At 56.4% G+C, this 20,448-nt stretch carries 20 protein-coding genes; 5 read left to right on the forward strand and 15 right to left on the reverse strand.

Going from position 1 to position 20,448, the window contains the following annotated elements; genetic code table 11:
* Positions 1-17: 17 nt before the first annotated feature.
* From J2Z70_RS23895 to J2Z70_RS23920, 6 genes are all read right to left on the reverse strand, one after another.
* Positions 18-971 carry an ABC transporter permease gene (locus J2Z70_RS23895; RefSeq protein WP_425355126.1) on the reverse strand — a complete coding sequence of 318 codons (954 nt, stop codon included), beginning with the start codon at positions 969-971 and terminating at the stop codon, positions 18-20.
* 197 nt (positions 972-1,168) lie between these two features.
* Positions 1,169-1,834, reverse strand: a complete 666-nt coding sequence (locus tag J2Z70_RS23900; protein ID WP_209877338.1) for a hypothetical protein — start codon at positions 1,832-1,834, stop codon at positions 1,169-1,171.
* A gap of 686 nt (positions 1,835-2,520) precedes the next feature.
* Complete coding sequence (locus tag J2Z70_RS23905) at positions 2,521-5,748, reverse strand: cellobiose phosphorylase (RefSeq protein WP_209877340.1); 3,228 nt, start codon at positions 5,746-5,748, stop codon at positions 2,521-2,523.
* A 43-nt stretch (positions 5,749-5,791) separates the two neighbouring features.
* Complete coding sequence (locus J2Z70_RS23910) at positions 5,792-7,135, reverse strand: glycoside hydrolase family 30 protein (RefSeq protein ID WP_209877342.1); 1,344 nt, start codon at positions 7,133-7,135, stop codon at positions 5,792-5,794.
* Between the two features lie 109 nt (positions 7,136-7,244).
* Complete coding sequence (locus J2Z70_RS23915) at positions 7,245-8,258, reverse strand: LacI family DNA-binding transcriptional regulator (RefSeq protein WP_209877344.1); 1,014 nt, start codon at positions 8,256-8,258, stop codon at positions 7,245-7,247.
* 52 nt (positions 8,259-8,310) lie between these two features.
* Complete coding sequence (locus J2Z70_RS23920; protein ID WP_245368480.1) at positions 8,311-8,793, reverse strand: hypothetical protein; 483 nt, start codon at positions 8,791-8,793, stop codon at positions 8,311-8,313.
* 307 nt (positions 8,794-9,100) lie between these two features.
* Here J2Z70_RS23920 and J2Z70_RS23925 point away from each other — a divergent pair, with 307 nt between their 5' ends.
* On the forward strand, positions 9,101-9,916 hold the full coding sequence (locus tag J2Z70_RS23925; protein WP_209877345.1) for an HNH endonuclease: 816 nt from the start codon (positions 9,101-9,103) through the stop codon (positions 9,914-9,916).
* Here the strand turns inward: J2Z70_RS23925 and J2Z70_RS23930 are convergent.
* Positions 9,903-10,100 (reverse strand): YwbE family protein, encoded by a 198-nt coding sequence (locus J2Z70_RS23930; protein ID WP_209877346.1) that lies wholly within the window; start codon positions 10,098-10,100, stop codon positions 9,903-9,905. The two genes, J2Z70_RS23925 and J2Z70_RS23930, sit on opposite strands and share 14 nt — an antisense overlap.
* A 72-nt stretch (positions 10,101-10,172) precedes the next feature.
* Here J2Z70_RS23930 and J2Z70_RS23935 point away from each other — a divergent pair, with 72 nt between their 5' ends.
* Positions 10,173-10,475 carry a hypothetical protein gene (locus J2Z70_RS23935; RefSeq protein WP_209877347.1) on the forward strand — a complete coding sequence of 101 codons (303 nt, stop codon included), beginning with the start codon at positions 10,173-10,175 and terminating at the stop codon, positions 10,473-10,475.
* Between the two features lie 37 nt (positions 10,476-10,512).
* Here J2Z70_RS23935 and sdaAA read toward each other — a convergent pair whose 3' ends face one another.
* The 3 genes from sdaAA to J2Z70_RS23950 form a co-directional block, all read right to left on the reverse strand.
* Positions 10,513-11,391 (reverse strand): L-serine ammonia-lyase, iron-sulfur-dependent, subunit alpha, encoded by an 879-nt coding sequence (gene sdaAA, locus J2Z70_RS23940; RefSeq protein WP_036732726.1) that lies wholly within the window; start codon positions 11,389-11,391, stop codon positions 10,513-10,515.
* Positions 11,392-11,411: 20 nt separating this feature from the next.
* Positions 11,412-12,104, reverse strand: a complete 693-nt coding sequence (sdaAB, locus tag J2Z70_RS23945) for an L-serine ammonia-lyase, iron-sulfur-dependent subunit beta (protein ID WP_209877348.1) — start codon at positions 12,102-12,104, stop codon at positions 11,412-11,414.
* Between the two features lie 247 nt (positions 12,105-12,351).
* Complete coding sequence (locus J2Z70_RS23950; protein ID WP_209877349.1) at positions 12,352-12,762, reverse strand: GNAT family N-acetyltransferase; 411 nt, start codon at positions 12,760-12,762, stop codon at positions 12,352-12,354.
* Between the two features lie 370 nt (positions 12,763-13,132).
* Here J2Z70_RS23950 and J2Z70_RS23955 point away from each other — a divergent pair, with 370 nt between their 5' ends.
* Positions 13,133-13,588: a hypothetical protein gene (locus J2Z70_RS23955; protein WP_209877350.1), complete on the forward strand. Its 456-nt coding sequence runs from the start codon at positions 13,133-13,135 to the stop codon at positions 13,586-13,588.
* Between the two features lie 728 nt (positions 13,589-14,316).
* On the opposite strand, the gene J2Z70_RS23960 is transcribed toward J2Z70_RS23955, so the two are convergent.
* From J2Z70_RS23960 to J2Z70_RS23970, 3 genes are all read right to left on the reverse strand, one after another.
* Positions 14,317-16,215, reverse strand: a complete 1,899-nt coding sequence (locus tag J2Z70_RS23960; RefSeq protein WP_209877352.1) for an NAD(P)H-hydrate dehydratase — start codon at positions 16,213-16,215, stop codon at positions 14,317-14,319.
* A gap of 457 nt (positions 16,216-16,672) precedes the next feature.
* Entirely contained in the window at positions 16,673-17,305 is a 633-nt protein-coding gene (locus J2Z70_RS23965; RefSeq protein WP_209877355.1) for an NAD(P)-dependent oxidoreductase, read from the reverse strand.
* 60 nt (positions 17,306-17,365) lie between these two features.
* Positions 17,366-17,779, reverse strand: a complete 414-nt coding sequence (locus J2Z70_RS23970) for a GNAT family N-acetyltransferase (RefSeq protein ID WP_209877357.1) — start codon at positions 17,777-17,779, stop codon at positions 17,366-17,368.
* 201 nt (positions 17,780-17,980) lie between these two features.
* Here J2Z70_RS23970 and J2Z70_RS23975 point away from each other — a divergent pair, with 201 nt between their 5' ends.
* Together J2Z70_RS23975 and J2Z70_RS23980 are read left to right on the forward strand one after the other, a co-directional pair.
* A complete protein-coding gene (locus J2Z70_RS23975; RefSeq protein ID WP_342593051.1) occupies positions 17,981-18,337 on the forward strand; it encodes a hypothetical protein in 357 nt (118 codons plus the stop codon).
* 43 nt (positions 18,338-18,380) lie between these two features.
* Positions 18,381-18,848 carry a VOC family protein gene (locus tag J2Z70_RS23980; protein ID WP_209877359.1) on the forward strand — a complete coding sequence of 156 codons (468 nt, stop codon included), beginning with the start codon at positions 18,381-18,383 and terminating at the stop codon, positions 18,846-18,848.
* A gap of 380 nt (positions 18,849-19,228) precedes the next feature.
* On the opposite strand, the gene J2Z70_RS23985 is transcribed toward J2Z70_RS23980, so the two are convergent.
* Entirely contained in the window at positions 19,229-19,450 is a 222-nt protein-coding gene (locus J2Z70_RS23985) for a YezD family protein (RefSeq protein WP_036732753.1), read from the reverse strand.
* 100 nt (positions 19,451-19,550) lie between these two features.
* On the reverse strand, positions 19,551-20,414 hold the full coding sequence (gene cysW / locus J2Z70_RS23990) for a sulfate ABC transporter permease subunit CysW (protein ID WP_076083413.1): 864 nt from the start codon (positions 20,412-20,414) through the stop codon (positions 19,551-19,553).
* Positions 20,415-20,448: the final 34 nt, after the last annotated feature.

Here is a 20,448-nt window from a genome sequence, read left to right on the forward strand (position 1 = left end):
GATAGATCCTCCTTGTTCTAGAACAGCGACGTGTCGTTGATTTTTTTGGATACCTGGTTAGCAATCAGCAGCAGAATCAGTGCAATGACCGCCTTAACCAGAGTGACCGCCGCAGAGTAGGAGAAGCGGTTAGAGACAATACCTGTCTGATAAATATAATAGTCAATGACGTTAGAAGCACTGTCATTCAGCGAGTTGCGCAGCACCAGAATCTGGTCGAAGTTGGAGCTAAGCACTCCGCTGACCGCGAGAATGAACAGAATGCTGATCGTGCCCCGGACAGACGGCAGTGTAACGAACCACATTTTCTGGAACCGCCCGGCTCCGTCAATCGTCGCTGCCTCATACATCTCCGGAGAGACACCGGCGATCGCCGCCAGATAGATAATGGCTGACCATCCCAGCTCTTTCCAGATGTCGGAGCTAATGATAATGGTCCAGAAGTAGCTTGGCTCGGCCAGATACGTAATCGGCTGGTCAATGAGGTGCAGCGCCATCAGGATACTATTGATAATCCCCACATCGGCCAGCCAGGTGGCCAGAATTCCGCCTAGTACGACCCAGGAGAGGAAATGCGGCAGATAGGAGATCGTCTGAATCGCCTTCTTATACCGGAGGGAACGGACCTCATTAAGAAATAAAGCGAAGATAATCGGCAGCGGGAATCCGATAATCAGCTTGATCAGACTGATTCCCAGCGTATTGCGTATAACATTGGGCAGCTCGTCGTCGTCGAATAATTCCCTGAAGTGCTGCAGGCCCACCCAGGGGGCTTCGGCAATCGATTTGACGATGTTGTACTCCTTGAAGGAAATAATCAGGCCATAGATTGGAATGTAGTTGAATACAATCATCCAGGCTACGCCGAGCAGGGCCATCGTCTGCAAATGCCGCTGGGCTACAAATTTCCTCCAGAGTGAATGTTTTCGACCTGAACCGGTTTCGATTGACGCCGGAATGAGCGGACCCATGACCGGGTCCTGCTTGGTATTTCGTTTGTTCTCCATCGTGTGGACCTCCAGGATACCTATCTGTTTATGTGAAGCGTTTTCATCTCTATGTAAGTATTGTATGCGTTTTAGATATACGGTAAAAGGCCTCATATTTCGTATTTAGGGGCTCATATTTCGGCTTGGAGTATTCTTCTGGGCTCCCCAAGCCGAGCCTCTTACACATGCAGAACCGCATGCTCCTCCGACAAAACAAGATAGTCACCGATCACGCCGTCCTCAAAAGCAGGCTTGCGGGGCTGGCCGTTTCCCAGCGGGGGCAGATCCTGATGGTACTTGTAGAAAACAAGCTGGGATCGCGCACCCTCCTGCGTCAGCTCAAGCCGCAGCTCCTCATCGGTCAGACAAGCAGCGGACACCACGCTCCCCGTTACTTTTGCCGTCAGCTCATCCCATTGCTCTTCCTCAGGCTCCCCTGCCCAGCTGGATATCCACGGCCGGTGGCTCTTGTTGTAATTCAGGTGGCATTCAATCACTCTGCCGTCCAGCAGAATATATTGGCCCGATGCCCAGACGGCATACACAAGATACTGTCTAACGCCCTCCTTCTCCAGCAGCAGTCCGAAGAAGCCGGGGCCTCCCATGCCATAGGTTCCCAGATGGCGGTGAAATCCGGCAACCCGGCTGCCCATCAGCGAGTCCGTGTCCACCTCTTTCATAGTCATCGGTCTGGCGGTCATCATCGCCTCCCCTTCTTCCGCCTCATAGTGGAAGTCCCTGAACGAACTTTCTTCCGTCCAGCCTTTAGCCTCCCACGTCTCCCTTTCAGTAGCGGGAATAATCATGGAGTATTTCTCAATCAGTCCGATCTTAAGCTCGCTCATTCTTAATGTAGCTCCTCTCCTGTTTGGTCGCTCTGCTCTAAGGTCATTCAAACCGAGCTACTCCAACCCAAGCTAGATTAACCCAATCTGATATATCACCTCCGGCTGTATCCTGTTAGCAGATGTATACCTTAGTATTATAAACTAACTTTTGGACTGGTGAATTTGCGTCTAAGTTGGAGTCTGCGTCAGCCTATTGCGATTGTAATCGGTTTTTCACTTACATTTGGTCCGCACACCCTCGTCCCGCCCATTGTAATCGGTTTTCCACTTACATTCGGCCCGCACACCCTCCCCCCGCCCATTGTAATCGGTTTTTCGATTACATTCGGTCCGCACACCCTCCGCCGGCGCATTGTAGTCGGTTTTTCACTTACATTCGGCCCGCATACCCTCCGCCCGCACATTGTAATCGGTTTTCCACTTACATTCGGTCCGCACACCCTCCGCCCGCACATTGTAATCGGTTTTCCACTTACATTTGGTCCGCACACCCTCCGCCCGCCCATTGTAATCGGTTTTTCGATTACATTCGGTCCGCACACCCTCCGCCCGCACATTGTAATCGGTTTTTCGATTACATTTAGTCCGTGCTGTCTTATTCACAATAGATGGAATCATGCTTCCTTATAAAACCAGAAAGGAGGCCCCCGCAAGGACCTCCTCTCCATCACTATCTATGCCCGTTATTCCATTACCGCACGGATCGTGGCAATCTCCCCGCGCCGCAACGCCTCGGCATCTGCGCCGCGCAGCAAGCCGCCGGTAATTATGCGCTCCGCACCGTCCTGGAAGGTCAGCGCCAGCGTCTGAATAACCGCCTTACCGTCGCCGAAGGTATCCGCATGACGCGGATTCACATACGTCACTTCTGTGCTGCCCAGCAGCTTGAAGGAGACCTCGCCCTGCTCATCGAACAGCCAGCCGGGCAGCGCCGGGTGAAGCGCCACAGTCAGCTCCCCGTCTTCCATCGTGAACAGGCTGCTGCCTGCCATCATCGTTCTCCACATGCTCAGGAACTCCGCCGTAGAGCCGCTCAGCCGGGCCACGAACCCTCTGCCATGTGTGGCAGGGTCAGGGTTGCCGCCCGTGGAGATGAACGACGAATTCTCCAGCGTACTGCGTCCGTAAACCTCTGGATCAAGGAACGGGATCAGCGACGTTCTCAGCTCACTGTAGAATTCTTCATACAGTCCCGCCTTCAGCAGCTCAAGCAAGTATTTATAGGACATGTGCAGGAAGTTCGATTCCCGCTCCTGCCAGCCTGCGGTGAACGCCCGGATGCGTCCGATCTCATGCCCCTCTTCCTCCAGTGATGCCGAAGTCCGGTACATCGAGGTGACCGGATCGAACAGCCCGCTCTGCTTCACCTTGCTGTAGATAGCCTTGGCGGTCTGCTGATCCTCCAGTGTCTTCAGCCAGCGGGTTGGGCCTTCCAGGAAATACGGCAGCGCCGAAGCCTCGAATTCTTCTACGACTGCCTTCGGCAGTCCATAGCCGCTGATGACCGGCTCGCCGGCAGCACCCGTGACCGGCCGGAAGCGCGTAGCCTCGAAACGGAAATAGGTTGGCACCAGTCCGCCGCCCATGTCTACCGCACGCGCAATCCCCTGATCCACTTTGTGCAGCCACTGCTCCAGCATTCCGCGGATCACTTCAAGGGAGACTTCGCCGGTCTCGCCCGTGATCCCGAACCGAACGGACGCCCGGTATGCCTCACGCGCTGCGGCCACACGGTCCCAATACGGGAACTCAGCCAGCGAACCGTCCAGCACTTCCGTTACAGCCTGGCCTACTTGTGTGAGCAGCGCCGCAATCTCCGATGGAAGAGCCACTGTGGAAGGAAGCCCGGCACTGTTCTCCAGCGCTTCCGCCATGAAGACCAGCATCCGTTTCAGCTCCAGTGTCTCGCTCATGCCGGAGCCCATCAGGCCCGGCAGTCCGTTCATCGCATCGTTCCAGCCCGGCTTGTTCGCCTCCATCTCCACACCCATACCGTATGGATCAAGCGTGGCGAATTTGTTCAGGGCGAGCGACAGCATTTTCACAAACAGACTGGTCCGGTAGATCTCCCCGTGCCCGCCTTGTGTGCGCAGCCACTCGGTACCGGATGCCTTGCGCTTCAGCTTATGCAGCTTCTCCTCATCCTCCAGCAGTGCTCCGAACTGCCGCACCTTGCCGCCGCTGATCACGTACTTCTCGCTGCGCGGCAGGACATAGGCCGGAGAGTCGTAGAACGCATACGTCTCATCCCCGAACAGCAGCTCTCCAAGGCGCTCAGGATAAATATCCAGATAGCCTTCCACCAGGTCCAGGTTATACGTCCAGTGATCAGACCAGAACCCCTCGCCGAAGGCGGCTTCAATGTTCTGCTGCGACAACGCAAGCACCCCGCTGAGGAATTCCTGCTCACTTAGGGTTAACACGATCTGCTGATCGGCAATATAGTTAATCAGACTGCCTGCGGTGAAGCGTCCGGCCAGGAGCTGAGTAAGTCCCGCATGCTGCTCTGCAAGCGCCCCGGTTAGCCATGCCTTAAGCTGCTCCTCCGCACCCGGCAGAATCTCGAAGCTGGTGCCCTGTACACTGAGCGGGTTGTAGCCGTCTGCCTGAATCAGGCTATAGAACATTTTGATATTGAAGCTGCCCACCTTGGGATGGAAAAAGACGTCGTTGCGGCGGTTCTGGTTCATATCGCGGAAATTCCCGTTCCCCTGCGAATAATATTCGGGGGCCAGCGAGAAGAAGTTATAATCCCGTTCCATATCGCCATGCTTGCGGGAGTAGAGATGGACCACGAAGCCCTCTTCCCCATTGTCAAAGATAAACGGATATCCCCCGCGCAGGAAATTGTCGAGATAGGACTGGCGGCAATACGCGTCAAAGATCGGCGAGGACGTCCGGGTGGCGATATCCGCAGTTAACTCCTCGGTAAGCGCGGCAGCTTCAAGGGACTTGGCGGCAAAATACTCCTCACGGCACAGCTCCGCCGTCCGTTCATTAATCCGGGCAATATCATTCACATGCCCGATGATGGTGTTCAGCTTCAGCGAAGCCCCGGGGGCGAGCGTCCGGGCAGTGCCGCTAAATCCGCACGGCACCTTGTTGACCGGATACTGCGCCTGTGCCAGCAGCTCTGCCAGCGGAAGCGCCGCGAAGCGGTCAGGATAGGTCAGTGAAGTATTGCCGCCAAAGATCACTTCATAGTCTACCAGCGGACGGAGCAGCTCCCCTTCTGCCGTAGAGGAGAGATAGAAATGCCCGCTCTCGATCTTGCCGATTTCGGCATCGTCATTCGTACCGGAGCGCAGCTTGTAGAACGGAATTCCGTTCTCCAGATTGAACACATCCATCCAGCTGCGGAGCAGGTTCCCCATCTCCTTATAATTGCCGTTCGCCACCCCGAACGGAAGCACCTCCGGCAAACCATCCAGCAATTCTAACTCAAGCTCAGCCCCGCCGATATTCTGAATCTCCACCTGACGGACCAGCGCGGCATAATCATCCCCCGGAAGGTTGAAATAGTGGACTGTGGTCTTCAGGCCATGTCCGGCATGCGATTCCTCAATGGTCAGTCCGTTCGGCAGAATGGTCATGATCCGCTTGGCTGCCGGGTCGGGGCGGGCTGACTGGAACGGTTCATAGATTTCCGCTGTCCCCTTCAGCTTGATGAAGGTGCGGAAGCCGGTCGATGTTACATTCTTATAGGAAATATTCGCTGGCGAGAACTCCATGATCGGCGAGTTTTTGTCCCGCACGCCGAAGCTGCTAATCCCTTGGCCGCGGTTCACATAGAATGTCCACATCGGTATCCCCTTCAGTCCGGCAAGGCCCGGCAGGAAGCTGGCGAACGGCTTGCCTTCATGGAACTGCTCGATCACAAATTTTCCTGAGTCAAAAGTATAACGGCTCATATTTACTCCTCCTAAAATATCAATGAATACTTGCAGTGCAGGCCTACCCCTGTGTAATCAGATGTGTCGCAATAGAGTGCGCAGGCAGCGTGCATTCGGCAGTCTCAGCGCCCAGTCCCAGCGTCAGCGTACGTGCTTCCCCGCCTTCGTTCATCAGCACCACAGCGAGACTGCCGTCCGGATTGCGGAACGCAGCCGACAGCACATCTGCCGCTGCCGATTCAATCCCGATCCGCACGGCACCCGGGGCGATGAATTTGCTGAAATGCCCGATGTAGTAATACGAGCTGTTGTAGTGGACCTCGTCAGTAGCCGTATCCGCGATCACCGGAGCATCGCAGAGATTGCCCACATGGTTCGGCCCGCCCGTCTCATCCAGCACCAGATTCCAGTCCAGGTAGCCTTCGGTCCAGGCATTCAGATCGCCGATCATATTGCGGCCGTAGCGCTCGCCCGTGAACCATTCGCCCAGACGCACGCCGCCCTCCTGACAGCCCTCGGTGAACAGCACATGCTTATCCGGGAAAAGCTCATGCACCTGCTCCACATTCCCGAACTCCTCGCCGCCGTACCAGTGGATACCGGTCCCCCAGACATACTGTGCAGCTTCCGGGTCCGACAGAATCGGGGTCACGCGCTCGACCATAATGTCGCGGTTATGATCCCAGATCACGATGTTCACATCGCCCATTCCGGCTTCGTGCATCAGGGGGCCGAGATGGTTTTTGACAAAATCACGCTCTTCCTCAGCACTGTACACACAGGAATCCCAAGTCTGCACCGCAGCCGGCTCATTCTGCACTGAGACAGCCCAGACCGGAACGCCTTCCTTGCGGTAGGCCTCGATGAATTTGGTATAATACCGCGCCCAGACCGGCGCATACTCCGGCTTCAGCGAGCCGCCGTTGTTCATCTCCCCGTTCGTCTTCATCCAGGCGGGAGGGCTCCACGGGGAGGCCAGCATGGTGAACGGTCCGCCCCGGACCTCCATGGCATCCTTAATCAGCGGCAGCACCCACTTATGGTCACGCGCGATATCGAAGGTCTTAAGCTCCGTATCCCCATCCTCCACATACGTATAATTACCGAGTGCGAAGTCACAGCTATGGATATGCACACGGCCCATACTGTAATTCAGCCCGTCTACCGGGTCAAAATACCGCCGGATGACCTCCGAACGCTTCGCCGGACTCATCCGGGACAAGGTATACGCCGCTGCTTCTGTGAATGCGCCGCCAAAACCAATAATGGTCTGGAACGCCTGCTCCGGGTGCAGCACGATATCTGCTTTTGCCGCTGCGCCCTCTGCGCTGAACTGAATGCCATCCTTGCGACTCAGGCGATCTCCTGTATCTTTGGCGGTGACTACGGTTTGAACGGTTGTCATGTCTATCACTCCTTTATTATTTTTGCTAGGCGAAACCAGGGACGAAAGAAATCGAAACCGGTTTCGATTTTGCCGAAAAAAAAGGTATTCCTGAATGTACGCATCTTCATCACATGCGCGGCGGTGCGCAGGAATCCCTCACAATAATCTCCACAGGCAGCACAAGTGCTTCCTGAGCCGTACCTGGACCGTTCATACATGCCAGCAGCAGCTCCGCCGCCCGGGTCCCCAACATCTCAGTATTCTGGCGTACAGTGGTCAGCGCAGGCGTAACGTATCCGGCAAGCTCAATGTCGTCATAGCCCATCACAGAGACATCCTCCGGCACCGCAAGCCCCTGATCCTTGGCCGCCATTACCGCACCCAGAGCCAGCAAGTCACCCGAAGCAAAAACAGCCGTCGGCCGCTGCGGCAACGCCAGCAGACGCTTCATTGCACCATAACCATTCTCCAGCGCGTAGAAGGCTCCCTCGGCCACATATTCATCCGGCACCTCAAGTCCCTGCTGCTCCATCGCTGTTCTGTACCCCAGCTCCCGCTGCTGTCCCGGATAGGTGTTCCCGCCTCCCGAGATATGGGCAATCCGGCGGTGTCCAAGACTGACCAGATACTCCACGGCCTGCAGCGCACCCGTCATGTTATCCGAGCAGACGGTATGCGACAGCTCCGTCTCGAAATCGAGCACCACGGTCGGAATATCACTCTCCAGCAGCTCCCGGAAATACGGGTCATCATAATCAGAGAGGAACACTACCACCCCGTCGACGCCGCGAATCCGGCAGTTCTCCAGATATCCGCTTTGCTTGCCGCCTACATCCTTCGAGATGAACATGAGGGCATAGCCCTTGGCTACGGCAACCTGCTTGAAGCTCTCAATCACTGCGCTGAAAAAAGGATGGCGGATTCCCGCCCCCGTATTCTCCACAAACAGCACACCGATGGTCCAGGATTTCTTGGTCGTCAGTGTACGTGCATGCGCATTGGGAAGATACCCCATCTCCCGGGCGGTACGCAGAATCTCCTCACGCGTCTTCTCCCGCACATCGGAATAGTTATTGAACGCCTTGGACACTGTGGTTGGTGAGTAGCCGGTCCTTTTGGCAATATCGTATATCGTGGTCATTTCCGGTTCACTCCCGCAGCTCAATGAAAGCCCTTTTATGTTCACTGACATTCTAACTTCTTTCGGCACGGCCGTCCAGTATAAAATATCTTTGGACCTCAGGCAGCAGCGTCAAGATCTGAATCAGCATTCCCAGTGACATATAGAACACATGAATCAAGCTGACCATGTTCCACATGTAGGTCTGCACCATAATCCAGATAATCTGGCCGAAGCCGATATAGAGCGAAAAGCTCCAGGCCGCATGCCGCTCCTTGAACGGTGTCAAGGCGTAGCTCCAAGCCCACTGCGGCTGCTTCCAGAGACCGTACAGCACGAGCAGCGGGAGCACGCCGAATACGAACAACAGCAGCAGCCCAGGGACGGCAAAGCTGTGAAAGGGCATTCGTACCATTGCAGAGGCCGGCATGCCGAGCAATTCCCCGCTGGGATCAGTTAGCAGCGCCAGCCCGCCTGCGATGGCCCCCAAGCCCAAAAACCCTTGAAGTACCAGCAGCACCCTAACAGCACCTGGCGTTTTTTTAGCAGCGTTCATCCTCATTCCTCATTCCCCATTTCAGGCACCTATTTTCCGGCTACGGATTAGGGCTATTTCTGGTTAGCGCCTATGCTTTATTGAGATTTTACAGATTTCTCCTCAAGATTGCCGGGAAAGAAATCACACTCTGGAAAATTTGCATGATGTGCCTGCTGTGTGAATGTCTGCGGTTTACGCTATACTAGTATCAATTAGGACAACTCCTGACATTAAAGCGGACGCATGCAAGCAGATGCATTTATCATTCACAATACAGAAGGGATTGGACGGTTGCGGCTTAAGGCTGCTTCTGCCAAGTACACTTATGACTGAGATTACAACTCTACCTCCATCCAAAAAATGCGCGTACTGCCATCAGCTTAAGCCGCTCGCTGAATTCCGCCGGCGCACAGGCAAGCGCGCCAAAGGCGTGTCCCGGCGCGGAGCGTGCCGGGAATGCCGCAAGCTCCGCGAGGCCGAGGCTTCCTTGCCGCCAGTGCGGGCAAGCGTAGCCCCTGCCCTGCCGGAGCGCCAGGCCGGACCGGCCGGTCCCCTCAAGCGGGACAAGGGGCCGGTCTCTATCTCCAAGGCAGCTGCGCCCGAGAAGGCAAAGCCGCCCATGGCCCAGCCCCGTCCAGCCTCCCGGCCGGAACGTGCCGGGGACACCAGAGGCAGCGCGGGCACGGCCGGCCATAAGGGCAAGGCGCGTCCCCGGCATGCCGCCGAGACCGGGCGCAGCCTTCCGCAGCAGCGCGGGCCGAAGCCCGATCCGCAGGATGCCTCTGCCCTGATTCCTTCGGCCAAGGGCATGATTCTCATGCGCGGGCACAGCGATAAGGGCCGCCGCTGGCATCAGGAGATCGACCTTGAGCTTGCCGTGACACTGGTCAAGGAGCATGCGGCCATCGTCGTGAACCGGCGTACGATCCGCCGCTTGTACAGCAATAAGGACTTCCGCGCCTATATTTTGACGAGGGACAACTATACCTGTTATTTCTGCGGTCAATACGGGGATACCATCGATCATCTGCTCCCCCGCGCCAAAGGCGGGCATACTACGCCGGATAACTGCGTCTGTGCCTGCAATTTATGCAATCAGACGAAGGCTGACCAGTTGGTGGAGCAATTCATGAGCCGGTAATGTTCTTGACCCGTCCAACCTGACCGTCCGCCAGGCGCACCTTGATCCCGTGCGGATGGCGGGGCGAGTTAGTCAGGATGTCTTTCACTGTGCCGTGCGTGAGCTTGCCGGTCGCCTGATCCTGCTTCAGTACGATGTCTACCTGAATGCCGGGGCGGATATCCGCTCTTACTTGTCCGTTCATAATACACTCTCCTTTCGTTAATATTTGCGTTATATATCGTCTACTTTCTCTTACAGATAAGGATGAACAGCCATGGCTTTTGGAATCAACCGGGCGGAATTAACCCGCTGGAAACAGGCCGTCTCCGCAGGGGAGATTGCGTTCCTGACCCATTACTGGATCGATAAACGCTACCCAGAGATCACAACAGTCACCAAGGTGGGCTGCAGCGATCTGCCCCGCCTGCGGGAGTGGTGCAGGAAGCACGGTCTCCCGGCGCGGTATATCCATAACCGCCAGCCGTTCCCCCACTTCGACCTCATGGGCCCGAAGCAGGCGGAGATTCTCAGGCAGGAGGGCTTATGGGAGCACCTGGAACGCTTCCGTATGCTCTGATGAACGGCAGACTGCAAGAGCGCCTGTGACCGGGAGGTTATTTCGGGTTCCGCAGATCCTTCATAATCCGGCGGCCGGTCGGGGTCTGGGCCAGCCCGCCCCCTGCCGTCTCCCGGTGCTTCTCAGGCATCGCAGAGCCGACCTCCAGCATGACCTTAATCACTTCATCGGACGGAATCACGCTGCGGACGCCAGCCAGGGCCATATCCGCCGCTGCAAGCGCCGTAACGGCACCGAAGCCGTTGCGGACAATGCATGGAATCTCCACAAGTCCGCCTACCGGATCACAGATCAGCCCCAGTGTATTTTTGAGCGCAAGACCTACTGCATGTACAGCCTGTGCCGGAGTCCCGCCGCGCATCTCGGTCAAGGCTCCGGCCGCCATACCGATCGCTGAGCCCACCTCGGCCTGACAGCCGCCTTCCGCACCCGATACAAAAGAATTATTAGCAATAACATACCCTATCGCTCCAGCCGCGAACAAACCGGAGACCATATAATCATCGTCCCAGCCGAAGCGCTCCTGACAGCTCAGGAACACACCGGGGATAATCCCGCAGGAGCCGGCAGTCGGTGTGGCAATAATCCGGCCCATAGAGGCGTTCACTTCGGAGACGGCAAGGGCATACGCCATCGCCTGGCCTGCCGGTCCCCCGAGACAAGGCTCATCCGCTGCATTATAGGCGGCCACCCGCTGGGCATCCAGCCCTGTCAGGCCGCTGCGTGAGGTGGTGTCTTCGGTCATGCCGCGCTGCACCGCTTCCTTCATTACCCCGTAATACTCGCGCATGGTGGCGAATTCCTGCTCCTGGGAACGGCCGGATTCGGCGCTCTGCTCCTCAAGCATCAGAGCGCCGATCCCAAGCTCCCGCTCCCCGCATAGTACAGCCAGCTGGCTGAGTGTTTGAAAATTCATGTTGTGATGTCCTTCCCCTTCTATGTCTGTTCTTGTGTAATGCCGTTCAAATCGACTACCTTGACGCTCTTCACTGCCGGAAGCGCCCGCAGCTTCTCCAGCAGCTCCGCCGTGGCTGGCTCATCCAGCTCCAGCACCGTCAAGGCCGCCCCGCTGCGGTTCTTCCGGTCCAGTGACATATGTCCGATATTGAACTGTCCCTCCCGCATGACATCTGTGACACTGGCCAGTACACCCAGATAATCCATATGCTGAATCAGCACCGTCGGGTACATGCCGGTCAGCTTCACACTGAAGCCGTCAATATCCACAATCTCAATATTGCCGCCGCCGATGGATGTGCCGGTTAGGGTCATCTCCGTCCCGCTCTCTCTGCCTGTAAGGCGCAGACGGACCGTATTGGGATGGGGAAACAGCCCCGTTCCCTGACCGAAGGAGATGCTCATCCCGGCTTCGGCCGCAAGCCCAATGGAATCCGGCAGCCGGTGGTCGTCCGTGGCGAAGTCAAGCAGACCTCCGGCGATCGCCCGGTCTGTCCCGTGTCCCTGATAAGTCGCGGCAAAAGAACCGAAGAACGTAACCTCGGCCTCTCGCGGCAGCTCACCAAGCACCTGCCTTGCGGCCCGCCCGATCCGCGCGGCTCCCGCTGTATGAGAACTGGAAGGCCCGACCATGGCCGGGCCTATAATTGAGAATACATCTTTAAATCTCATAGTTCTGGTCTCCCGCTATCTGAATTCGGCCATGTACAGCGAATAGCGAATGATGTAATGATGTCCATCCGTTCATTGTACAGCACCTATATATTATACTGCGTCCGCACCAAAGCTACACTATTACATGAATTGTGACCTATTATTCGCTGCTCTGTGAGTGGAAACGGCTTTGCCGTCCTTACAAAGGACGGTACCGTTTCAGCGAGAAATAGAAGGAGAATGTATAGCGTGAAGTCTATACATTCTATTTCGAGAAAAGCACCAAGCCGTCCCGCTCCTGCCAGCCGATACGGGTCCAGAAGCTGCGGCCCGGCACATTAGCTTCGATCACCATGAGATGGCACTTCGTTATGCCCGCTTCGCGCAGTCCCGCAAGGCAACGCCTCACCAGCTCACGGCCTGCACCGCTTCCCCGGCTGCTGCTGTCGACAGCCACATGATACATGTAGCCTCTGCGTCCGTCATGCCCGCACATCGCTGTGCCCATAAGGGTGCCGTCCTCCTTCACGCACACCTGGCTGATGCCCGGATTCCGCTCCAGATAACGGATGATATTTTCACGCGAGTCGGCTTCACTGAGGCCCATTCCGTCCGTATTCTCCCACAACCGGTAAGCCGCCTCGTAATCGTCCCCTGTCATTGCTCTATATATCATGCATTCTCCCCTTTTCTATGCTTATGACTCCACTTCACGCCGCACGCTTTTCTGGGCGCATGCATACCCATATACGGAAGAGCTGAGCAGGCAAGGAGGAGTAACCGCCGATGAACCCCATGTATCCTTATTATGGCAAGTGGAAACAGCTTTGCCGTCCTTTGAAAGGACGGTACCGTTTCAGCGAGAAATAGAAGGATAAGTTATCGTGTGAAACCTATAAGTTTCTTATATTTTGAAAAGACGGTCTCCCATGTGCAGCCTGTTGCTTTTCCCCCTCAGCACCAGGACCGTTACCAGCTGATCCATGTCCAGGCTTCAGCCGGTCACGCCGGCTTTGTTCATTCCCAACCCGAGAGGATGTATAGCGATGAATCAACACAAGGATTTCAACCTGCCTTCTGTCCGCCTGAATGCGGGCATGTACGCTCTGACCAAGCTGTCGGCCGCCGGATTGACCTTCATCCTGATCTCCCTGTTCATGCTGATCCATGGCTATGAGAACGGAATTCCGTCCGGCTGGCCGGTATCGGTGCCTTATGCCATCTACGCCTACGGCCTGCCGGCTGCCATCCTGGCCGATGCGCTGCTGCGCATCTTCCGCTCCACCTCGCTCAGCCCGGCGCTGGCCCTGTACGCCATTGCCGGCTATGGCGCCGGCCTGTGGCTCACTGCGGAGCAGGGCGGCGACTCCCTTGTCTCCGGCCTTACCGGACTCGCAGTCCTGCTGCTGTTCCGCATCGCCCAGATCGCGGGCGAACGCTTCCCGATCCTGCTTCCCTTCTTCGCTCTGTTCATTCCACTGATCTGTCTGGTCTTGTTCTGACCTGGCGGGTTCAGGCAGGGCGGAGCACTGGGGAGGGCCGGGATGGCGGGCTGGATGGGATCAGTATTCGGAAACCGCAAACCCTTCTCACGGCACATTGTGTTCGGTTTAATACGAAAATAAAAGTCGGGATGCGACTGATGCACCCGACTTATTTTCATTCCTGGGGGTGACAAGGCCTCTGTCTTGTCATGCCTGTTTTTCGATTATATTTGGACCACACGTCTCCGTCACGCCCAATATGGTCGGTTTTTCGATTACATTGGGCCCGATGACCTCGCGCTCACACATTGTGTTCGGTTTTCGCATACATTGGGGCTGATGACCTCGCGCTGGCACATTGCGTTAACTCTTATCGTCCGGTGCATCGCGCTCAAGTAGGATGCCCGAAGCAAACAATTGGAGAAATGTGTCTTATTTCATCCGTTTCTGCCGTTTACAGGCAGGCAAGTGGAAAAGCTCCAACTAATAAAGTTAGTTTTGTCGCCTGGGGTGAAATATGCTAAATTAAGTGCCGTTTATCCACCTAACGTCCCGCCAGAACTCATCTGCTCATCAGCAGGTGGACAAAATCCACCTGTTATCCGCTAACGCAGACAGCAGACTAACATAGACTTTGAACTCCAAGCAGCCCGTGCGCCAGAGCGAGCAAGAGCTTGAACTTGTTAATCAAATGTTGACGGAGGGCTGGCGCTGTTGGTTGGAGACATCAAACCCGGTGCTTACATTTACAGCGCCTCGATAATATCCCCGGCGATCAGGGCAGCAGGATGGTCCCGCTTCCGGGCAGCACGTTCTCCGGCCAGCCCGTGTAGATAGACTCCGAACGCGGCGGCCTGATCCACCTCCAGGCCCTGGGCCAGCAGACCGGAGATGATGCCTGTCAGCACATCGCCCGCACCGCCGGTACCCATACCGGGATGCCCGGTGATATTGATATAGGCCAGCCCTTCGGGCGTTGCTATTACGGTATGGGCTCCTTTTAGCACAAGGATTACCCCATGCTGAACTGCGTAAGACAATGCCAATCCGATCCGGTCCCGCTGCACCTCCGCTGTAGATATCCCCGCCAGACGGGCCATCTCCCCCGGATGAGGGGTCAGAATAACCGGATGGCGGCGGCTCCAGCTCCGGTAATCGGTATCCGCCAGTATATTCAGCGCATCCGCATCAATAACCATAGGACCCTCCGTCTCTTCCCATAGTCTGCGGAGCCACTCCGTGTCTCCTTCGAACCGGCCCAGGCCGGGGCCGATGGCTGTACAATCGCGGCTGGTACTGAGCCGCAGCACCTCAGCGGCCGTACCCGCGTTCCACTCCCCGTCACCTCCGGTGACCGGGGCCAGCATCAGCTCCGGTACAGAACCGATCACATAGGGCAGCAGCTTCTCCGGCAGCGCCCAGGTTACCAGCCCGCAGCCTGCGCGCAGTGCAGCGCGGGCAGACAACAGGCCTGCGCCGCTCATGCGCAGGCTTCCTGCTGCAAGCAGGACATGCCCGTAGGTGCCCTTGTGGCCCTCGGGCGAACGGCGGCGCGCCAGGTCAACCTTCAGGCGCGCCGTCAGTACTTCCGGCGTCAGGAGGCTGACCTGGACGCCGCCCTCCCGGGCAAGGGCAGCGGGTATGCCGATGGAGCGGACCACGACCCGCCCGGCGGCCCCAGCGCCGGGATATTGCAGCAGCCCCCGCTTCAGGAACGCGAGGCAGACGGTCACTGACGCATGAATGCAGGGCTCATGCGTCTCCCCCGTGTCCGCATCCAGCCCGCTGGGGATGTCCGCGGACACAATGGCTCTGCCGCTGGCGTTCGCAGCGGCAATCAGCTCCGCATAGGCACCGCGCGGGGCTCCCGCGCTGCCTGTGCCGAGCAGCGCATCCACGATGCCGCTGCATGCGGCAAGGTCCAGGGCGTCCTTGCCGTAGACTACGGCAGGAATGCCCATAGCTGCAGCGGCATCACGCTGCAGCGCGGCTTCGCCGGCCAGCGACTCCGGCGCGGCCGCGTACACCAGCGTGACGGCGATGCCGGCCTCACGCAGGTGCCTGGCGGCGGCGAGACCATCGCCGCCGTTATTGCCCTTGCCGGCGAGGACGAGCCAATGCTCTCCGCCGGCACCGGCAAGCGTCAGCGCTGCATCTCCGCCGACGGAGAAGCCCGCAGCGTCAGCGCCGAAGCCAGGCGCCCCGCGCCCGCTTAAGGCGCCCGCTACGTCACCAGCTGCTTCCGCTCCGTCCCGCATCATTCCGCCACCTGTCGTTCCCGCTCCTTCCCACTTCACTTCAGCACCTGATATTCCCGCTCCGTTTCTCCACACTCCACCTCGAGCCGTGCCTGCCCCAACATGCCGGGCTTCACCACCAACTACACCTGCTCCATCCCTCCCCAATTCGCTACCTGGCACTCCCGCTTCACTATTCCGCACTACACCTCCAGCCGCTCCCGCTCCAGCCCCCCACATCCCGCCACCAGGCACACCAGCTTCACTTGCCCGGCGGCGGCATAGGGCGATGACCTCCTCGGCAATGGCCCGTCCCGCATTTTCCATCAGGGCGATGGCCGGGATGCCCAGCCGCTCGATCGTGTCGCGGTCGAATGCCCGCATCTCCTCCGCTGTCACCACATCCATTGGTCCAGACCTCCTTCATAGTTGCTTCGATTGTACTAAGTCCCGTTTCAGCAAGCAAATAACCCAGGTAGCTCATGGCAGCCAACGAGCAACAAGCCCCCAGAACAGCAAAAAGCCCTCCCGCTACGAAGAGGACTTCTTTGTTAGATAGGTAATGATCCCAACTGCTTAGTCTTGAGGATCAGATAAGCATACTTGGATCCATAGTTGCATTCCATACACCTAAAAACACTCAAAAGCACTGCCTTCCTCTTCTAACTGTAGTTTGTACAACTAAATCTGCCCAATTGGGGAGAATCCCGGCACAGCGGCATTTTTAAATGTACAGACTGCAACTAAACGGATAATCGGTGGAAAATCAGGCGTTTTAGTTGTACAGAGTGCGCTTAAACCTGCCGCTGACTCCACCTCTTCCTTTCCTCTGCCTTTTCACCTTCCGCCTCCGCGTATCCTCCCATCAATATCCCACAGTAAACCTGGCTCTGCTGAAATTACCTTCCTCCAGCTCATCGATGACCGCCACGGCAAAATCCTGGATGCTGATGCTGCTCCGGCCGTCTTCGTCTACAATCAGCCGGTCGAGGCCGATGCGGAATTGGCCGGTACGGCGTCCTTCTACCAGAGCGGCAGGCGGACTAAGATACGTATAGTCCAGCTCCGACCCTCTATAGATCTCATAGGCATTAGCATGAGCCGAAGCCAGCGCGCGGTAGTCCTCCGGGAATCCGGCGGTGTCCATCAGCCATTCTCCCGATTCCGTCTTGAGGCTGCCTGCTCCGCCGACAATGATCAGACGCTCAAGCCCAGCCGCCCGCAGCCCCTCCAGCAGTGAATCCGCTACCCGCAGCAGATCATTCTCATGCCCTGCCGCCGGACCGAAAGCACTGATTACCTCCTCATGTCCGCGCACGGCTGCCTTTACCGAGGCCGGGTCCAGCAGATCAGCAGCCGTCACCTGCAGCCGCTCATGCTGAAGGCTGAAAGCTTCAGGTCTGCGTACCGCAGCCGTGACCTCATGTTTTCTTTTTAACGCTTCCTGTACGATGGCACTTCCAACCCTGCCCGATGCTCCAAACACTACAATATCCATTCTCCCGCTGCCTCACTTTCCTAATCTGCTATCCTTTAGCATTACACGAATTCACACGATTTATCGCCGCAGAAACATTCCCTGTGAAGCAGGCATTACCGGCTCGAACCCGAATTTGGCATACAGCTTGGCCGCTTCCCCGTCAGCAATGAGACTGATATATGCCTTCTCCGGCACACTGTCCAGGAATGCGCGGATTTCCCCCATGATGGTTTTTCCGAGACCCCGTCCCTGGAAGGAAGGCTTCACTGCTATATCCGTCACTTGAAAAAAACATCCCCCGTCCCCAATTACCCTGCCCATGCCCACCAGCAGCTCCCCCGCATACACCGTCACCGCAAAAGCAGAGTTAGGCAGTCCGGCGGAAGCCCCCTCTATGCTCATCGGACTAAGCCCGGCTTCCTGCCGCAGCGCCAAATAATCCTCAACCGAGGGAAGCTCCTGCCGGATCTCCGGCTGTGCTGAATTTATCATATCGTTCCTCCTGTATCTTTTATCCAGTATCCTATTTACTGCAATCTGCAAGCATAACCCGCCTGCTATACTGATACCAATATATATGTATTTGTTCAAAATTGAAACGCCCCGCCTCCTCCGGCGTACAATAACTCAAAACACAGCTCTTGCACTCTGCAGACGGGCAGGTTATTCTTACCCCGTGTCCTTGGGTAAACTGTGGATAGACAAGCAACACTACTATTTTGGAAGGTTGGTGAAGTAATTATGTCTCCTACAGGGAAACTGTTTAAATGGGGAACTTTCGCTTATGAGGCTTTTCTGGCGCTGCCGATTATCGGGGGAAGCTTTGTGGTGGCAAATGCCTGGGCGCCGCTAGGAATCGCTTTTCTGCTGCATGCTGTAGCCATAATCATTCTGCTGAGAGAGCGCGGTCCGATTATCGGGAATGCAGTGGGCGTGGTCACCTCGGTGGTTGCCTTGATTCCTTTTGTCGGCTGGGTGATGCATGCCATTACCGCTATTATTCTGCTCGTAGAAGGGCTAAGCGGATCACGGCGCAATCCACGATACTGACAGTAAGCACATTAATCAATGAACAAGAAGTACCTTACTAATTATGATTAAAGGATTATACGAAGCCCATTTACCCGTTTCTAATCTGGAAGCATCTATTGAATTCTATAAAAGGCTGGGGCTGAAATTCGCCTGGCGCGATGAGGACACCGCGTTCTTCTGGATTACAGAGGGGCGGAGCTGGATCGGATTATGGGAAGGGCCGGAGGTTCAGACCCCTTATCACCCTTCCCTGAGGCATATTGCCTTCGAAGTCACTTATGAGGACCTGAAGCAATCGCTCGCCTGGCTGCGTTCCCTACAGATTGACCCGGTTCCTTTCGGCAGCAGAAGCACGGTTGAGCCTTTTATCCGCCCCCATCAAGGCAATGCCTCGGTTTACTTCAATGATCCGGACGGCAACTCTCTGGAGCTGCTGTGTCATATCGAAGTCCCTCAGGGGTTGAAGACGATCACAAGCAAGCTGTCTTTTGAGGAGTGGGAGGAGCTGTGCAGGAAGTCCAGCGATTAGTTCCAGCAGCCATGCTGAGAGGAACCTACAGGGAAACCGACATGTATACTGTTTTCCGCATACATTCGGGCCACACGTCTGCATGTGAGCATAATGTATACTGTTTTCCGCATACATTCGGGCCACGAGTCTGCATGTGAGCACAATGTATGCTGTTTTCCGCATACATTTGAGCCACACGCCTGCATGTGAGCATAATGTATACTGTTTTCCGCATACATTCGGGCCAAGCGTCCGCATGTGAGCACAATGTATGCTGTTTTCCGCATACATTCGGGCCACACGCCTGCGCGCCACTTATTCACAACAGAAGAAAATCATAATTTCCTATACCACAAGAAAGACCTTCCCTTGGTTGCCCAATGGAAGGTCTTTCTGTATTATCCTCGTCCCCCTGCACGGGTATCGGTCCGCCGGCTTCCGGTCTCTCCACTACCACGTGAATTTGCTGTGCTGTTCTCGAAACGTTTGCGCTCCGTGCGCTCCATCTGTACGATTTGGCCTTCATGCACTACGATGTGCAAGGAGCCGAATTCCATATCGTCGAGCAGTTCCGTTATCCGCGCAAGCCATACCTCATCCACCTTCAGTGGTTTAGCCATTCGCAAGCCTCCCTTTCCCGGTTAGGGAATAACTCTACCTAAATTCCGTTATTACCAACTTGTATACTATGAATTAACTTAGCACGGCACCCAATAGCTGTCAATGAGCATTTTTGCGTACAAGCAGGCTTTTTACAACCATCGTCACCAGTGCCAGCAGGAGCAGCAGAGAAGCCACCGCGAAGGATGCCGAGAACTGATATTCGTTGTACAAAATTTCGACATGCAGCGGCAACGTATTCGTCTCTCCGCGAATATGCCCGGACACCACCGAGACGGCCCCGAACTCACCCATGGCCCGTGCATTACAGAGAATAATGCCATAGAGCAGGCCCCACTTGATATTCGGCAGCGTTACGCGCCAGAAGATCTGCCACCCGTGCGCACCGAGCGTAATCGCAGCCTCCTCCTCCTGTGTGCCCTGCTCCTCCATCAGGGGAATCAGCTCACGGGCTACGAACGGGAACGTGATAAACAGCGTAGCCAGCACGATGCCCGGCAGGGCGAAGACGATTTTGATATCATGGTCGCTTAACCAGGGGCCGAACCAGCCATGCGAGCCGAACACCAGAATGAAGATCAGCCCGCCAATCACCGGTGATACGGCAAAAGGCAGATCGATCAGCGTCACCAGAAAGCCCTTGCCGCGAAAACGGAACTTGGTTACCGCCCACGCCGCCGTTACCCCAAAGACCGTATTCAGCGGAACCGTAATGGCGGCGACCAGCAGCGTCAGCTTCAGCGCCGAGGCGGCATCCGGGTCGGTCAATGCGGCCCAGTAGACATCCAGCCCCCGCTTCAGCGACTCCACCAGCACAATAATCAGCGGCAGCGCAATCAGCCAGAGCAGGACCAGTCCCGCCAGGGAGATGAGCACCCATTTCACCGCTTGTGACTCCGTCGTAGAAGGCGATGACGCACCTGTACGCGGCCCGGGGACATGCAGGGGAACCGTACCGGCCATATTTATTCCTCCTAAAAGTTTTGTTTAGCATAAG

The sequence above is a fragment of the Paenibacillus silagei genome, assembly GCF_017874735.1.
Taxonomy (GTDB): domain Bacteria; phylum Bacillota; class Bacilli; order Paenibacillales; family Paenibacillaceae; genus Paenibacillus_AQ; species Paenibacillus_AQ silagei.

Bases quoted from the DNA above. Each gene is read 5' to 3' on its own strand.
- J2Z70_RS23950 (WP_209877349.1), bottom strand. From the start codon at position 12,762: ATGATATATAGAGCAATGACAGGGGACGATTACGAGGCGGCTTACCGG.
- J2Z70_RS23905 (WP_209877340.1), bottom strand. From the start codon at position 5,748: ATGAGCCGTTATACTTTTGACTCAGGAAAATTTGTGATCGAGCAGTTC.
- J2Z70_RS23985 (WP_036732753.1), bottom strand. From the start codon at position 19,450: ATGGCTAAACCACTGAAGGTGGATGAGGTATGGCTTGCGCGGATAACG.
- cysW (WP_076083413.1), bottom strand. From the start codon at position 20,414: ATGGCCGGTACGGTTCCCCTGCATGTCCCCGGGCCGCGTACAGGTGCG.
- J2Z70_RS23900 (WP_209877338.1), bottom strand. From the start codon at position 1,834: ATGAGCGAGCTTAAGATCGGACTGATTGAGAAATACTCCATGATTATT.
- J2Z70_RS23965 (WP_209877355.1), bottom strand. From the start codon at position 17,305: ATGGATATTGTAGTGTTTGGAGCATCGGGCAGGGTTGGAAGTGCCATC.
- sdaAA (WP_036732726.1), bottom strand. From the start codon at position 11,391: ATGAATTTTCAAACACTCAGCCAGCTGGCTGTACTATGCGGGGAGCGG.
- J2Z70_RS23955 (WP_209877350.1), top strand. From the start codon at position 13,133: ATGAATCAACACAAGGATTTCAACCTGCCTTCTGTCCGCCTGAATGCG.
- J2Z70_RS23935 (WP_209877347.1), top strand. From the start codon at position 10,173: ATGGCTTTTGGAATCAACCGGGCGGAATTAACCCGCTGGAAACAGGCC.
- J2Z70_RS23910 (WP_209877342.1), bottom strand. From the start codon at position 7,135: ATGACAACCGTTCAAACCGTAGTCACCGCCAAAGATACAGGAGATCGC.
- J2Z70_RS23920 (WP_245368480.1), bottom strand. From the start codon at position 8,793: ATGAACGCTGCTAAAAAAACGCCAGGTGCTGTTAGGGTGCTGCTGGTA.
- J2Z70_RS23970 (WP_209877357.1), bottom strand. From the start codon at position 17,779: ATGATAAATTCAGCACAGCCGGAGATCCGGCAGGAGCTTCCCTCGGTT.
- J2Z70_RS23930 (WP_209877346.1), bottom strand. From the start codon at position 10,100: ATGAACGGACAAGTAAGAGCGGATATCCGCCCCGGCATTCAGGTAGAC.
- sdaAB (WP_209877348.1), bottom strand. From the start codon at position 12,104: ATGAGATTTAAAGATGTATTCTCAATTATAGGCCCGGCCATGGTCGGG.
- J2Z70_RS23980 (WP_209877359.1), top strand. From the start codon at position 18,381: ATGATTAAAGGATTATACGAAGCCCATTTACCCGTTTCTAATCTGGAA.
- J2Z70_RS23925 (WP_209877345.1), top strand. From the start codon at position 9,101: ATGACTGAGATTACAACTCTACCTCCATCCAAAAAATGCGCGTACTGC.
- J2Z70_RS23895 (WP_425355126.1), bottom strand. From the start codon at position 971: ATGGGTCCGCTCATTCCGGCGTCAATCGAAACCGGTTCAGGTCGAAAA.
- J2Z70_RS23915 (WP_209877344.1), bottom strand. From the start codon at position 8,258: ATGACCACGATATACGATATTGCCAAAAGGACCGGCTACTCACCAACC.
- J2Z70_RS23960 (WP_209877352.1), bottom strand. From the start codon at position 16,215: ATGGATGTGGTGACAGCGGAGGAGATGCGGGCATTCGACCGCGACACG.